General features: G+C 33.1%; 16 protein-coding genes. 15 read left to right on the top strand and 1 reads right to left on the bottom strand.

Features of this window, described 5'->3' with window-relative positions; genetic code table 11:
* The first annotated feature begins 19 nt into the window (after window positions 1-19).
* From pstC to RR554_RS04855, 14 genes are all read left to right on the top strand, one after another.
* Window positions 20-940, top strand: a complete 921-nt coding sequence (pstC, locus tag RR554_RS04920) for a phosphate ABC transporter permease subunit PstC (protein WP_332467534.1) — start codon at window positions 20-22, stop codon at window positions 938-940.
* Window positions 940-1824 carry a phosphate ABC transporter permease PstA gene (pstA, locus tag RR554_RS04915; protein ID WP_332462470.1) on the top strand — a complete coding sequence of 295 codons (885 nt, stop codon included), beginning with the start codon at window positions 940-942 and terminating at the stop codon, window positions 1822-1824. The genes pstC and pstA overlap by 1 nt, the downstream gene beginning before the upstream one ends.
* Window positions 1825-1838: 14 nt before the next feature.
* Window positions 1839-2648 carry a phosphate ABC transporter ATP-binding protein PstB gene (gene pstB / locus RR554_RS04910; RefSeq protein ID WP_332462469.1) on the top strand — a complete coding sequence of 270 codons (810 nt, stop codon included), beginning with the start codon at window positions 1839-1841 and terminating at the stop codon, window positions 2646-2648.
* Window positions 2649-2659: 11 nt separating this feature from the next.
* Window positions 2660-3412 (top strand): phosphate ABC transporter ATP-binding protein PstB, encoded by a 753-nt coding sequence (pstB, locus tag RR554_RS04905; RefSeq protein WP_332462468.1) that lies wholly within the window; start codon window positions 2660-2662, stop codon window positions 3410-3412.
* A gap of 24 nt (window positions 3413-3436) precedes the next feature.
* Complete coding sequence (gene phoU / locus RR554_RS04900) at window positions 3437-4120, top strand: phosphate signaling complex protein PhoU (RefSeq protein WP_332467533.1); 684 nt, start codon at window positions 3437-3439, stop codon at window positions 4118-4120.
* A gap of 124 nt (window positions 4121-4244) precedes the next feature.
* A complete protein-coding gene (locus RR554_RS04895; RefSeq protein ID WP_332467532.1) occupies window positions 4245-5510 on the top strand; it encodes a murein hydrolase activator EnvC family protein in 1266 nt (421 codons plus the stop codon).
* A 202-nt stretch (window positions 5511-5712) separates the two neighbouring features.
* The gene (gene liaX, locus RR554_RS04890; protein WP_332462465.1) at window positions 5713-7305 is read left to right on the top strand and encodes a daptomycin-sensing surface protein LiaX; all 1593 of its coding nucleotides are present in this window, start codon (window positions 5713-5715) and stop codon (window positions 7303-7305) included.
* Between the two features lie 19 nt (window positions 7306-7324).
* Window positions 7325-7639, top strand: a complete 315-nt coding sequence (locus RR554_RS04885) for a PspC domain-containing protein (RefSeq protein WP_332462464.1) — start codon at window positions 7325-7327, stop codon at window positions 7637-7639.
* A complete protein-coding gene (locus RR554_RS04880) occupies window positions 7639-7989 on the top strand; it encodes a phage holin family protein (protein WP_332462463.1) in 351 nt (116 codons plus the stop codon). Before RR554_RS04885 ends, RR554_RS04880 begins: the two co-directional genes overlap by 1 nt.
* Window positions 7990-8148: 159 nt before the next feature.
* Window positions 8149-9084, top strand: a complete 936-nt coding sequence (hprK, locus tag RR554_RS04875) for an HPr(Ser) kinase/phosphatase (RefSeq protein WP_332462462.1) — start codon at window positions 8149-8151, stop codon at window positions 9082-9084.
* A gap of 3 nt (window positions 9085-9087) precedes the next feature.
* The gene (gene lgt, locus RR554_RS04870) at window positions 9088-9912 is read left to right on the top strand and encodes a prolipoprotein diacylglyceryl transferase (RefSeq protein WP_332462520.1); all 825 of its coding nucleotides are present in this window, start codon (window positions 9088-9090) and stop codon (window positions 9910-9912) included.
* Between the two features lie 89 nt (window positions 9913-10001).
* Entirely contained in the window at window positions 10002-11012 is a 1011-nt protein-coding gene (locus RR554_RS04865; RefSeq protein WP_332462461.1) for an NAD(P)H-dependent glycerol-3-phosphate dehydrogenase, read from the top strand.
* 15 nt (window positions 11013-11027) lie between these two features.
* Window positions 11028-11933, top strand: coding sequence for a UTP--glucose-1-phosphate uridylyltransferase GalU (gene galU / locus RR554_RS04860; protein ID WP_332462460.1), 906 nt, complete (start codon window positions 11028-11030; stop codon window positions 11931-11933).
* Between the two features lie 39 nt (window positions 11934-11972).
* On the top strand, window positions 11973-12965 hold the full coding sequence (locus RR554_RS04855) for a nucleoid-associated protein (RefSeq protein WP_332467531.1): 993 nt from the start codon (window positions 11973-11975) through the stop codon (window positions 12963-12965).
* Here the strand turns inward: RR554_RS04855 and RR554_RS04850 are convergent.
* The gene (locus tag RR554_RS04850; protein WP_332462458.1) at window positions 12962-13723 is read right to left on the bottom strand and encodes a prolyl oligopeptidase family serine peptidase; all 762 of its coding nucleotides are present in this window, start codon (window positions 13721-13723) and stop codon (window positions 12962-12964) included. The genes RR554_RS04855 and RR554_RS04850 overlap by 4 nt on opposite strands.
* A gap of 150 nt (window positions 13724-13873) precedes the next feature.
* On the opposite strand from RR554_RS04850, the gene dnaX reads away from it, so the two are divergent.
* A complete protein-coding gene (dnaX, locus tag RR554_RS04845; protein WP_332462457.1) occupies window positions 13874-15583 on the top strand; it encodes a DNA polymerase III subunit gamma/tau in 1710 nt (569 codons plus the stop codon).
* Window positions 15584-15652 lie beyond the last annotated feature (69 nt).

The raw sequence follows: 15652 nt of genomic DNA, 5'->3' as shown, positions 1-15652 counted from the left end.
TAATTTAGGAGGAAGAACGTTGGAAGAGATTCAAAGCAAACTTTTAAAAAAATCTCCAAAAAGAAAATTAGAGCAATTTGGTAAAACAATCAGTTTTTTAGCAATAGCTTTAATCGTTGCTGTAGTTGTTGCAATCTTTTATTTTGTAGCAAGTAAAGGATTAGCTACCTTTTTTGTTGATAAAGTTAGTTTAACAGATTTTTTATTTGGAACAGAATGGAATCCAAGCTCTGTTGATGCAAATGGTCAACCATTAGTAGGAGCTATGCCGATGATTTTAGGATCATTTATCGTTACATTTTTATCAGCCCTGATTGCAACACCATTTGCTATTGGTGCGGCAGTATTTATGACTGAAATTTCTCCAAAACTTGGAACAAAAGTATTACAACCAGTTATTGAATTATTGGTTGGTATTCCATCAGTTGTTTATGGATTTATTGGGTTATCAGTTATTGTACCGGCAGTAAGAAGTGTTTTTGGTGGTTCTGGTTTTGGTATTTTAGCAGGAACATTTGTGTTATTTGTTATGATTTTACCGACAGTCACATCAATGACAGTGGATGCTTTAAAGGCAGTACCAAGACATTACCGAGAAGCATCTTTAGCTTTGGGCGCAACAAGATGGCAAACAATTTATAAGGTTGTACTAAGATCAGCTGTTCCAGGTATTTTAACAGCTGTTGTTTTCGGAATGGCAAGAGCGTTTGGTGAAGCATTAGCGATTCAAATGGTTATTGGTAACGCAGCATTGTTACCACACAACTTAATTACCCCAGCTTCAACATTAACAAGTGTTCTAACAATGGGTATCGGAAATACAATTATGGGTACTCTTCAAAATAATATCTTATGGTCATTAGCATTGTTACTATTGTTAATGTCATTATTCTTCAATATAATCACAAGAATGATTGGTAAGAAAGGAGCAATGAAATAATGAACGCTAAAAAGGCAGATAAAATAGCAACTGGTGTTCTTTATGCTATTGCTATTATTATCACAGGAATTCTTGCTAGTTTACTACTATATATTTTGGGTAGAGGTATTCCTCATATTAGTATTGATTTTTTAACAAAACCATCAAAAAGTTTCCAAGCAGGTGGCGGAATTGGAATTCAATTATTTAACTCATTTTACTTATTAATTATTACCATGTTAATTAGTATTCCTATTTCACTTGGTGCAGGTATTTATTTATCTGAATATGCCAAACAAAATATGTTGACAAATATCATTAGGACATCTATTGAAGTTTTGAGTTCACTTCCTTCTGTAGTTGTTGGTTTGTTTGGATTTTTAGTATTCGTTATTCAAGCTGGCTTAGGTTTCTCAATTATATCGGGTGCTTTAGCATTAACATTCTTTAATTTACCGTTACTAACTAGAAACGTAGAAGAATCTTTAAAGGCGATTCACTATACTCAAAGAGAGGCAGGACTTGCGTTAGGATTATCTCGTTGGGAAACAGTAACTAGAGTTATTATCCCAGAAGCATTACCTGGTATTTTAACAGGTATTATTTTAGGTGCAGGACGTATTTTTGGTGAAGCAGCAGCACTTATTTATACAGCAGGGCAAAGTGCTCCAGCTTTAGATTTTACAAATTGGAACCCAATGAGCATTACGAGTCCACTTAATATTTTTAGACAAGCTGAAACCTTAGCTGTTCATATTTGGAAAGTGAATAGTGAAGGAAATATGCCAGATGGTGCGCAAGTGTCAGCAGGAGCTTCTGCAGTATTAATATTAGCTGTTTTAATCTTTAATTTCTTAGCTCGTTTTATTGGTAAGAGACTACATAAGAAGATTACATCAGCATAGATAGGGGATTAACGATGAAAAATTACAATCTTGATGAAACACATGTGATTCGACTAAATGATGCAGAGCAAAAAATAGCTTTAACAACGGATGATCTTCATGTTTTCTATGGTCCTAATGAAGCTATTAAAGGTGTTTCACTACAATTTGAACAAAATAAAATCACTTCATTGATTGGTCCTTCTGGATGTGGTAAATCCACATATTTACGTTCTTTAAATCGAATGAATGATGAAATAGATGGCACTAAAATTACTGGAAAGATTATGTATGAGAATACAGATATTAATTCTCAGGCAGTAGATGTTTTTGAAATGCGTAAACATATTGGAATGGTTTTTCAAAGACCTAATCCATTTAGTAAATCAATCTATGAAAATATTACGTTTGCTTTAAAGAGACATGGTATGAAGGATAAAAAAGAACTTGATGAAATTGTTGAAACAAGTCTAAAACAAGCAGCATTATGGGATCAAGTAAAGGATAGTTTAAACAAAAGTGCTTTAGCATTATCAGGTGGTCAACAACAACGTCTTTGTATTGCTAGGGCAATTGCAATGAAACCAGATATTTTGTTGTTAGATGAACCAGCGAGTGCTCTTGACCCAATCTCAACAAGTAAAGTTGAAGAAACTCTCATTAATTTAAAAGAAAATTATACAATTGTTATCGTAACGCATAATATGCAGCAAGCTTCAAGAATTAGTGATTACACAGCCTTTTTCTACATGGGAAAAGTCTTAGAATATGATAAAACGAGAAAAATATTTACAAGACCAAAAATTCAAGCTACTGATGATTATGTTTCTGGTCATTTCGGATAAGGAGTAAAGACATGGCAATTATCGAATCGAATGATTTACACTTATATTATGGAAAAAATGAAGCGTTAAAAGGTATTACAATGGGATTTGATGAAGGTGGCATTACCGCTCTTATTGGTCCGTCTGGATGTGGCAAGTCAACTTATCTAAGAACTTTAAATCGAATGAATGATTTAATTCCTTCTGTAACGATTACTGGGAATGTTTCTTATAAAGGAAAAGATATCTATAGTCCTAAAACAGATACTGTAACGTTGAGAAAACAAATTGGCATGGTTTTTCAACAACCTAATCCGTTCCCTTTTTCAATCTATGAAAACGTTATTTATGGTTTAAGATTAGAAGGAAAGCATACTAAAGAAGAGTTAGATCAAGTAGTAGAAGAAAGTTTAATTGCTGCTGCTGTTTGGGATGATGTTAAAGATAAATTAAACAAAAGTGCTCTTTCTTTATCAGGTGGACAACAGCAACGTGTTTGTATTGCCAGAGTTTTAGCGGTTAAACCAGATGTTATTTTGTTGGATGAGCCAACAAGTGCTCTTGATCCTGTTTCAAGTGGAAAAATTGAAAATATGTTGCTAGGATTGAAAGAGCAATATACAATGATAATGGTGACACATAATATGCAACAAGCATCAAGAATTTCAGATAAAACAGCCTTTTTCTTAAGTGGAGATTTAATTGAATATGATAAAACAAAGAATATTTTCTTAAATCCAAAACAGCAACAAACCGAAGATTATATTACGGGAAAATTTGGTTAATAAAAAAATAAGGGAGAAGTGAGTATGTTAAGAAGTCAATTTGAGGAAGATTTAAAAAAATTACACACAAAATTTGATAAGATGGGACAAGACGTGAATATTGCGATTAATAAATCTGTTAAAGGATTTATTGATCATGATAAAAGTTTAGCTAAAGAAGTTATTGAAGAAGATGAAAAAATCAATTTTCAAGAGCAAGATTTAGAAAAAAAATGTTTTGAAATGATTGCCTTGCAGCAACCAGTTACCCTAGACTTAAGAAATATTGTAACAATTATGAAGGCGAGTTCTGATTTAGAGCGAATGGGAGATCATGCAGTATCTATTGCAAAATCAACGATTCGTGTGAAAGGCAATAAGCGCGTTTTAGAAATTGAAGAAGAAATTTCAGAAATGGCTACTCACGTCATGACGATGGTTAGTGAAGTATTAGTTGCTTATGTAAGTACAGATAGCCAAAAAGCAATTGAAATTGCATTAAGTGATAAAACAACTAACAAATATTTTAAATCAATTTATCGCCATTCTATCCAAGCAATGAAAGATAGTCCTGATACAGTGGTTGTTGGAGCTGATTATCTACAAGTTGCAGGTTTTTTAGAAAGAATTGGCGACTATGTAACTAATATTTGCGAGTGGATTGTATACTTAACAACAGGAAAAATAGAAGAATTAGATTTGAAAAACTTTGAAGAAAATGATTTTTAAAAAGGATTGAGTAATTTTTACTCAATTCTTTTTTTCGTTACAATTTGTAATATAGTTGTAATTTAAATGTATCGGCTTATGTGATATAGTTTACTAGTAATGAAAAAAAGCCGAGGTAATGTAAATGAAAATAAATAAATCGTTCGTACTAACTGCTGCAGCTACATGTCTAGTGGGATTTGTATCCCCAGCGCTAGTTCAAGCCGATAACATTGATAGTAAAATTGCAAATGAAGAACAAAAAATAAAAGATTTAAGTGATAAAAAAGCTTCTTCTGATAGTAGCTTAGCTGATCTTGAATCTAAAATTAATAGTTTAACAGTTGAAACTGATAATCTATTAAATGAAAAATTAGGTTTAGAAAAAGAAGTTAACCAATTAACTAAAGAAATTAGTGACTTGGAAAAAACAATTGAAAAAAGAAATAAAAAAATTGAGGAACAAGCAAGATCAACTCAAATTAATCAAGAAAAACAAGATATTGTTAATGTTCTCTTAGACTCAGAGTCATTTTCTGATGCGATTGGAAGAACTGTAGCTTATACCAAATTAGTATCTGCTAACAATGATATTATGGAAACACAAAAAGAGGATCAAGAAGCTTTAACTAAGAAGAAAGCAAGCGTAGAAACTAAAGTTGAAGAAGTAACTCAAAAAGCTGCTGACTTAAAAGTAAAACAAGGTGAGCTAGAAAATTCAAAAGCTGAGCAAGTAAAATTAGCAAATGAAATTTTGAAAAACTTAGATGATGCTAAAAATAAAAAATCTGAATTTGTTGCACAAAAAGAAGAAGCTAAACGAATTGCAGAAGAACAAGCTAAGCGTGCTAAAGAAGTAGCTGCAAAAGAAAAAGCGGCTCAAAAAGCAGAAGAAGAAGCTCAAAAAGTCGCTGAAGAAAAATTAGAGTCTGAAAAACCTGCTTCGTTAACTAAACCTATGGGTGATAAAGGAGCAAGTGACAATAGTCAGACTGCTGATGAACCTAGCTATGCTAGTGGCTTCCAAAGACCATTAAGTTCATTCACAATTACAAGTCCATTTGGTGGTAGACAAGATCCAACTGGAACGGCTGGAGATTTCCATGATGGTTTAGATATGGCAGCACCAGGAGGCACACCTATTATGGCTTCAAGAGGTGGTACTGTTGTTGAGTCAAGTTTCCATCCAAGTGCTGGTAATCACGTAATTATCCAACATGATAATGGTTATTATACTTATTACATGCATATGAGAGAGCCAGGAGTTGCTTCTGGAAAAACAGTTTCTGCTGGTGAAGTAATTGGTATGGTAGGAACAACTGGTAATTCAACTGGTGATCACTTACACTTTGGTGTAGCAACTGGTATCTGGAGTGGCTTCATGAATCCAGCACCATTTATTGGTTTATAGAATTCATAAGAAACTAACGTAAATGTTAGTTTCTTTTTTTATTTGATTAAAAAAATAGTTGATATAAACATAAAAGTAGTGCTTATTTCATTATAGGCTCTAAGATAGACACATAAATCCAACTCAAGTCCTATGACAAAAAGATATTTACAGGGCATAATAGCATTATAAGAAATATAAAACCTACAGGGAGGCTACAACAATGCAAGAAAGAGATAGAATTTTAGAATTAGTTAAAAAAGGAATATTGTCTACTGAGGAAGCTTTGGTTTTATTGGAAAATATCGCTACGGAAAAAGATGAAAAATTAGTAAATAAAGAAGCGTCAGAAGTTAAAAAAAATACAATGACTCAAGCAGATGTAGAAGAAGAACATGTCACAGTTGACGATTTATTTAATAGTAATGATGATATGGGGTCAGAGGAATTCTTTGAGAAATTAAAGGAAAATGAGCGAAGAGATCAAGAACGATTGGAAGAAATCTTAGCCGAATTAACAGAAGGCATTAATGAAGTATCTGCAAGTATTGATGAAGTCTCTATTGAAATTGACGGAATAGACAAAGATATTAAAGAAAAAGAAGAAGAAATTACTGTTCTTAATACGATGGAAGATTTAGATGGTTTAACAGATGTTAAAAAAGCTGAACGTGAACAATTAGAAAAAGATCTAGTTTATTTAAATGAAACAAAAGTCAAATTAGTAGATGAAAAAGAAGAATTAAAAGAACAATTAAAAAGTTTTAAAAAAGAACAAAAAGAAACAGTGAAAGATGAATGGAAATCAAAATTTGATATTCCAGATGATTGGAAAGAACAGGCAAATGATACATTCAACCAAATGGGTGAAAAAGTAGGTGAAGCTGGTTCACAATTTGGTTCTTTCATTAAAAAGACAATTGAAACTGTTACAAGTTCTGTCAACGATAATGTTGATTGGAAAGACATTAATATTAAAGTTCCAGGTGTTGCTAGTCAATCATTTACTCATGAATTTGTTTATCCAGAAAACGAGGCTACAATCCTTGATGTGAAAGTTGCTAATGGTAAAGTTAAATTTACAACATGGGATAAACCAGATGTAAAAGTGGCAGCCGATATTAAGTTCTACGGGAAAAATAATGCAGAGTCACTATTTGAAGCATTTCTTGAAAGAAGCGATATCGAAGTTAATGATGAAAAGATTTCTTTCCAAATTCCAAATAAACGGATGAAAGTTGATTTAGTTTTCTACTTACCAAAACGTAACTATGACCATATGTCAGTAAAAATGTTGAATGGTGATATTAAATTAAAAGATTTGGAATTAGGAGATATTTTCCTTAAGACAACTAATGGCGAAATGAAGATTTCAAATGTTTCAGCAAGTATGCTTGAAGTAGAAGGTGTTAATGGCGAAATTCAAGTAGAAGACAGTAAAATTATTGATTTTCTTGGTGAAACAGTCAATGGTAACGTCCGAACAAAAGCTGATATAAAAAGTATTAGTGTCTCGTTAATTAATGGTGAAATTAGAATTACAACACCAGCAGATTCAACTATTAAAAAAATTGAAGCTAGTGCAGTGAACGGGACAATTAAAGTGGCATTACCAGAATCTATTGGTGTAGATGGGACTTGTAAAACCAATTTTGGGAATATCAAAAATCGTTTAAACAATATTGAAGTTATTCGTGAGAAAAAAGATCGTACTAATCAATCAGTTGAGTTTAGAAGAGCAAATGATGATGAATTGGCTTTTGTTAAACTGACAACAACAACAGGAAGTATTCTATTAAAGGATACAGATAAATAAAAAAATGGAGTGAAATAAAATGAATAGAAAATTAACAAAATCAAAATCAAATATTGTTATCTCTGGCTCTTTAGCAGGTGTGGCAGAATTTATCGGTATTGATCCTACAATCGTGCGAGTAGTATACTTTATTCTTTCGTTCTTTACAGCAGGGTTCCCAGGATTCTTGCTATACATTGCCTTGATGGTATTATTACCATCAGGCCAAACACAACAACGTAATAGTTATAATGAGCCATATAATCATCCTTACATGGGGAATAAAACGAATCAAAACAAACGTCCTAGAAAAGAAGCTGAAAAAGTATCTGAAGAAGACTGGAGCGATTTTTAATGTCGTACCTGCAACGATTAATTGTTAATACTCTAGCGTTTGTTTCACTCTCAGTTTTATTTCCAACAAAGTTTTATGTTAGTAGTTTTGTCATTGCTATAGTAGCAAGTGTGGTACTTTCAGTTTTAAATCTGTTAGTAAAACCAATTCTCCATATTTTATCTTTACCAATTACGATAATAACATTTGGATTATTTAGTTTTGTTATCAACGCGGCAATGTTAAAAATTACTTCAGCGGTGATTGGGCAACAAGATTTTGCTTTTGCAAGCTTTGGTTCAGCTATATTAATAGCATTTGTCATGTCAATTAGTAATTGGATTGTGGCAGATCATTTTGCAAAAGATTAAATTAAATAAGTTTAAAACAATCTAGTCTGCAACGATTAGATTGTTTTTTTGTAATTTGTTACTAAATGGAATTTAATAAGCGATAATCTAGAATATAACAGAATAAAGTGATAGAATATAACAGTTAAGGTTGAATTTAGAAGAAGAGGAAGTGAGAAGATGGTACAAATAAAAGAAATCGTTAATCAATTACAACTAGATGTTTACTCTGGTGAAGAATATTTAGATAGAATTGTTGATTCAAGTGAAATTTCAAGACCTGGATTAGAATTGACAGGTTATTTTAATTATTATCCAGATGATAGAATACAAGTCTTTGGCAAAAAAGAAATAACATTTACTGAAAAGATGACCTCTATTGAAAAAGATATTATATTTAGAAAATTATGTGCAAAAACAACACCTTGTTTTGTTGTGGCAAGAGGATTGAAAGTTCCAGTTGAGCTGGTAGAAATTACCAAAGAAAAAGGAATTCCAATTATTTCTTCGACTATATCTACATCAAGGTTATCTGGGATTATATCTAACTTTCTTGAGAGCCAGTTAGCAGAAAGAGTTTCAATTCATGGTGTTCTCGTTGAAGTTTATGGTTTAGGCGTTTTAATCCAGGGGGATAGTGGAATTGGAAAAAGCGAAACAGGACTTGAGTTAATAAAAAAAGGTCATCGGTTAATTGCTGATGATCGTGTAGATATTTATCGCCAAGATGAAAGATCAGTCGTTGGAGAAGCTCCAAAAATTTTAGAACACCTAATGGAAATTAGAGGTGTGGGAATTATCGATGTCATGAATCTTTTTGGTGCAAGTTCGGTTCGTAGTAAATCTCAAATCTCGCTAGTTGTTAATTTGCAAGATTGGAGTACAGACAATCAATTTGATCGATTAGGAAGTGCGACAGAAACTATTTCTTTAGCGAATGTTCCAGTACCTAGAATCACTATACCCGTGTCTACCGGTCGAAATGTGGCGACAATTATTGAAGTGGCAGCGATGAATTTCAGAGCTAAGACAATGGGGTATGATGCAACAAAGAAATTTGAAGAGAATTTAGCTCAGCTAATTGAAGAAAATTCTTCTGAAAAGGAGAAAAAATAAATGATGTTTTTACAGGTGAATCCCACAGCATTCACACTTTTTGGTATTGAAATCCAGTGGTATGCGATTATCATTGTATCTGCAATTATTTTGGTGTCATGGTTGGCATCAAAAGAAGCAGTAAGAGTGGGACTTAGGGAAGATGATATTGTTGATCTAATGCTTTACGCGCTACCAATATCTATTGTGGGTGCTAGAGCTTACTATGTTTTATTTGAATGGCAATATTACTTGGAAAATCCAGGTGAAATTTTGGCGATTCGAAATGGTGGATTGGCTATTTATGGCGGTTTAATTGCCGGTGGTTTGGTCATTTATTTCTTTACAAGACATCGTTTTATTCCAACATGGCGCTTTTTAGATGTGGCGGCACCAAGCGTTATTTTAGCTCAAGGAATTGGTCGCTGGGGTAACTTTATGAATCATGAGGCGTTTGGTGGAGTAGTCACAAAGAGTTTTCTTGAAGGATTGCACTTACCTAATTTTATCATTGATAATATGCTGATTGATGGTGCGTATCGTCAACCAACGTTTTTATATGAAAGTGTTTGGAATATTTTAGGTTTTGTTGTTTTAATTATATTAAGACGTCGACCAAACTTTTTAAAAGAGGGTGAACTAGCCTTAATTTATGTTGTTTGGTATTCATTAGGGCGCTTCTTTATTGAGGGAATGAGAACAGATAGCTTAATGTTAGGTAACACAATTCGTGTATCTCAACTATTGTCTGCACTTTTATTTGTGGCAGCAATTGGTTTAATGATTTACAGAAGAAAGAAATCAGATTTACCATTTTATGATCGAACAAGGGGAATTAAGAAAGGCTAATAGGTCTTTCTTTTTTTCACTTATATTCTTACCTCTAATATGATAAACTGGGTAGAGCAGTAAACTTAATTTTAAAGGAGCTTTTAGACATGAAGCAAAAGATAGCTGTGCTAGGAGCTGGTTCTTGGGGAACAGCTTTAGCAATGGTTCTAGTAGAAAATGGACATGATGTAAAAATTTGGGGACATCATCAAGATCAAATCGTAGAAATTAACACACATCATACGAATTCCCATTATTTACCGGATATTCAATTACCAATGGAATTAAAAGCGACAAGTGAACTGGAAGAATGTATTGATGAGGCAGACGCTGTTCTTTTTGTTGTACCAACAAAAGCAATGAGAGATGTAGCAAAACAATTTGTAGCAGTTTGTAAAAATCAACCAGTTATTATACATGCAAGTAAAGGTCTTGAACAAGTAACACATGAACGGATTTCTGAAGTATTAATGGAGGAGATTCCTGAAAATAAACGCAAAGATGTTGTTGTTTTATCAGGACCAAGCCATGCAGAAGAAGTGGCTGTTAAAGATGTGACAACAATCACTGCTGCAGCAAAAGACTTAGAATGTGCTGAATATGTGCAACGTTTGTTTTCAAATGAATATTTTAGAGTTTATACTAATCAGGATGTAATTGGTGTTGAACTTGGTGCAGCACTTAAAAATATTATTGCCTTAGGATCTGGAGCTTTACATGGACTAGGTTATGGAGACAATGCTCGAGCAGCAATTATGACACGTGGTTTGGCTGAGATTAGCCGTTTGGGTGTAGCCATGGGAGCTGATCCATTAACTTTTATTGGTCTAAGTGGTGTGGGTGATTTGGCTGTAACTTGTACGAGTGTTCACTCAAGAAACTGGCGTGCCGGTGATTTACTTGGAAAAGGTCACTCGTTAGATAATGTTTTAGATAACATGGGAATGATTGTTGAAGGTGTTTCAACAACAAAAGCTGCTTATGAATTATCAAGAGACTTAAATATTGAGATGCCAATTACTGAAACAATTTACAACGTGCTTTATGAAGATGGCAATGTTGAAAAAGTAGTTAAAAATATTATGTTACGTGAACATAAATCAGAACAAGAATTTTAATTAAGGAGAATGAAAATGTCAAAAGTTAGAAAAGCGATTATTCCAGCTGCAGGGCTTGGAACGAGGTTTTTACCAGCTACTAAAGCAATGGCTAAAGAAATGTTACCAATTGTCGATAAACCAACGATTCAGTTTATTGTTGAAGAGGCAAGAGCAGCAGGCATTGAAGATATCTTAATTGTTACTGGAAAAGCTAAACGCCCAATTGAAGACCATTTTGATTCAAATTTAGAGTTAGAAATGAATTTAAAAGAAAAGGGTAAAGATGATTTACTTCAGTTAGTTACAGAAACAACTGGTTTGAATTTACATTTTATTCGCCAATCACATCCATTAGGCCTAGGCCACGCTGTTTTACAAGCAAAATCATTTGTTGGCAATGAGCCATTTATTGTTATGCTTGGTGATGATTTGATGGAAGACAAAGTACCATTAACGAAACAATTAATGGATAACTATGATAAAACACATGCTTCAACAATAGCGGTTATGGATGTTCCTCAGGAAGATGTATCTAAATACGGTATTATCAACCCAGGACAAGAAGTTGAAAAGAACTTATTTAATGTGATTAATTTTGTTGAAAAACCGGCTGTTGAAGAAGCGCCTAGCAATATGGCAATTATAGGTCGTTACTTGTTAACACCTGAAATTTTTGAGATTTTAGGAAATCAAAAACCTGGTGCCGGAAATGAAATTCAATTAACAGATGCTATTGATACATTAAATAAAACACAACGCGTATTTGCACACCGATTTACAGGGACACGCTACGATGTTGGCGATAAATTTGGTTTCATGAAAACAAGCATCGAATATGGCTTGAAACATCCTCAAATTAAAAATGATTTAAAACAATTAATTTTAGATCTTAGTGATGATATTCGTAAAAATGACAAGAAGAAAAAAGAGAAGGAATAATATTCCTTCTTTTTTACTTGAAAAAGTAAGGTGAACGAGATGGAAATAAAAAAAGCAATTTTACATATTATTGACAGAGAAGCTGGGAGTTTAATCTGTTCTCAAGCAGAGCTTGATTTAAAAGAATATGCAGTGAAGCAGTATCTGGATTCAGTCTTAAAAAGACTTGAAAAAGCAGAATATAAAACAGGCATTCTTCAAGAAGGTTCTGATCTTTCAAATGTTTTAACAAACGGTGATTTAGATTTTATTGATAAATCCTCAGAAATTGCGCAAATGATTTTTGATAGTCTATCTATTAGTGAAGATGCACCAAGTGGCGATTTATTGGTATTTGAAGGAGAAGAGATGAATGGTGTGCCAAAATTTGGCTTGGTTAAATTTAATTATAAACCAAGTTATACGCATCATGTGACCTACTTAGATGATAAGATGCAAAATAATATTATTTTAAATAAAACAATTTTCCCTTCAACAACGCAACGAATAGAAGAGTGTTGTTTGATAGATTTAGAAAATTTTGATTTGGACTTTGTTGAAAAAAAATATAGTTTTGAGGGTCAAAAGCGATTGTTCTTTTCTGAACGTTTATTACAAGTAGACCCAAAACCAACTGTCTCCGAAAATTTAAAAATTATTAAAAAAGCTGTTAGAGAAGTAGCTGGAAAATACAACGAAGAAGAATATGTTAGTATGAGTCAGACGCAACAAGCAGTTTTTGAAAGTATTGAAGAAGAAGGTATCATCAGCAAAGAAAAAATCGCAGAGGCTGTTTTTGAAACCAACGAATCTGCGAAAAAAGAGTATTTTGAAATTATTGAACAGACAAAGTTTTCTGAGGAGATACCAAGTAATGTTCCTAAATACGAAAAAAAATACAGCAAACAAAAATTCAAATTAACCAATGGGATAGAATTAAGTATACCTGCGGATGTGTTTAAAGACCCTGAATTGGTTGAATTTATTAATAATCCTGATGGAACAATTTCTGTGATGATTAAAAATGTCGAACAAATTGTTAGTAAATTTTAGAGATTAAAATGCTTAGCAAAAAAGAGTCCTGTTTTCTCCATAATATCGATGGTTAAAATATGAGGTTCGCCGTAGCCTGTTTCAAAGTGCATATTTTGGCCGTCTATCGTTTTTTTATTATCTAAAAAGAATTGATGAATAGACTCATATGGAAGTTTAGCGTCTTCTGTGCCATGCCAAATGTAGAGAGGTCGCTGATTTAGTTTTTCTGGCTGTTGATTAAGATCGTATTTTTGTGTCCAAGAAAGTAAATCAGGAATATCAAAGGGTATTTCCGGCTGTTCTTTTTTTAGATAGTTTGTCGTTCTTGCAATAAAATGGTGAAAATCTGTGGCTCCCATTAAAACAGCCGCCACGTTAATGTCTGTGAAATGAGTTAGTAGTGCAGCTGTGGTCATTCCTCCCATAGAAAATCCACCAACCCCTAAAGAATTTTCTTTAATCAACTCTCTTTTAGTATAAAAGTTTTTAATCAAGGTAAATTCACTGATGTTATATTGGATGGTTGACCAAAAGGTGAAAGAAGGAATGGTTGAGGTGTGAGAAATTTTTCTCTCACCGTGATACATGGCGTCTGGTAACACAACTCTTATGTTATGTGCCGCGATTTTCTTACCAGCTGTTAAAGCGAGTTCTTTTTTAGTTTGCCAACCGTGATAGTAAATGACTAAAGGCAATGCTTCATTGGCTGATTCTTTTGGAACGATTTCTAGTACAGGGATATGTTCAATTCTTCTTTTTCGAATAATTAATGTCAATAGTATCACTTCCTTTATACTTATTTTAAGGAAGTAACTGAAATAAGTAAAATAATGTGTTTGTAGATAAGGAAATGTGAATCATCATGGCATTTTTTGTTTTTTTCTATTATAATGAATGGTGAGTTTTTAAAAGAGAGGAGAATAAAAGTGACCTATCAGGCTTTATATCGTGAATGGCGTTCCCAAACCTTTGATGACATGGTTGGACAAAAAATGATCACTCAAACATTGAAAAATGCGATTATTCAAGACAAGGTGTCACATGCATATCTCTTCACTGGACCAAGAGGAACGGGGAAAACAAGTGCTGCAAAAGTTTTTGCAAAAGCAATTAACTGTCAACATTCTGTTAATGGGGAGCCTTGTAATCAATGCGAAGATTGTATTGGTATTACAGAAGGCCGAGTTAATGATGTGATTGAAATTGATGCAGCTAGTAATAATGGTGTTGAGGAAATTAGGGATATTCGAGATAAGGTAAAATATGCACCTACTCAAGTGACATACAAAGTGTATATCATTGATGAGGTTCATATGCTATCAACAGGAGCTTTTAATGCATTATTAAAAACATTAGAAGAGCCTCCAAAGCATGTTGTTTTTATCTTAGCAACTACCGAACCACACAAGATTCCTGCTACAATTATATCTAGAACGCAACGATTTGATTTTAAACGAATTAATATAGAAGACATCGAAGAACACTTAGCGATGATTTTAAATAATAAAGAGGTTTCTTTTGAAGAGCCTGCTGTGAAAATTATTGCTCGAGCAGCTGAGGGTGGTATGCGAGATGCGTTAAGCATTTTAGACCAAGCATTATCATTTAGTGACGAAGGACTTACCGTTAAAGATGCTTTAGAAGTCACTGGTAGTTTAACAAGTGAAATCATGGACCTTTATTTATCACATTGCATTGAAGGGAACACAGAAGAAGCTCTTGCTGTTTTGAATCAGCTACTTAATGAAGGAAAAGAAAGCAACCGAATTGTGGAGAATCTACTTCTTTATTGCCGAGATTTACTAGTGTATTTAAAAGCACCTAAAGTACTTGAACAACAGGTTGGTTTAATTACAGATGGATTTAAAGATTTAAGTCATCAAGTGAGTACAATAACTCTTTATCAATTAATCAATGAGTTAAATGAAACGCAAAAAGAAATTAGATTTAGTCATCAACCAACTGTTTATTTAGAAGTGATGACGGTTAAGCTATCAACGTCTCAAAAAACAGAAGCTGTAGTAGTAAGTGAAGCATCAGAATTACCTGATTCAAAAGTACAGTTTTTGATGGATAAAATCAATCTCTTAGAAAAAGAATTACTGCAACTTAAAACAACAGGTATCACACAAAATACAGCAGTTTCAGAGAATAAAAATACTAACCAAACTAAAAAAAGCTCAAAACAAGCAACGTATCGTATTCCAACTGAGCAAGTCTATCAGGTGCTAGAAAAAGCAAGTAAGGCTCAGTTAGTTTCAGTTAAAGATGCGTGGATTGAGTTGTTGCAATTTTTAACAGTGACTCAACGAGCAATGATTAAAGCCAGTGAGCCTGTTGCGGCAAGTGAAGATAGCTTGATTATTGCTTTTGATTATGAAATACTTTGTCATAAAGCAAGTCAAGACAACGAGTTGCTATTGTCTATGAAAAATGGATTTGAACGATTGATTCAATACTCACCTAATTTAATTAGTGTACCAAAAGATCAATGGACAGAATTAAGACAGTCTTTTATTTCTCAGATGGATCAGGACGGCTCTTCTGAAGAAAAAAAGGCAAAAATAGAAAAAGACCCAGTAGTAGAAGAAGCTAAAGAGCTATTTGGCTCATTAGTTAATATAATAGAAGATTAATAGGAGAGATTTAATATGATGCGTGGAATGGGAAATATGCAAGGTATGATGAAACAAATGCAAAAAATG

Source organism: Vagococcus sp., from assembly GCF_036639995.1.
Lineage (GTDB): Bacteria > Bacillota > Bacilli > Lactobacillales > Vagococcaceae > Vagococcus.
Note: the sequence above shows the minus strand (reverse complement) of the source record. Positions and strands in the feature narration are given on the sequence as shown.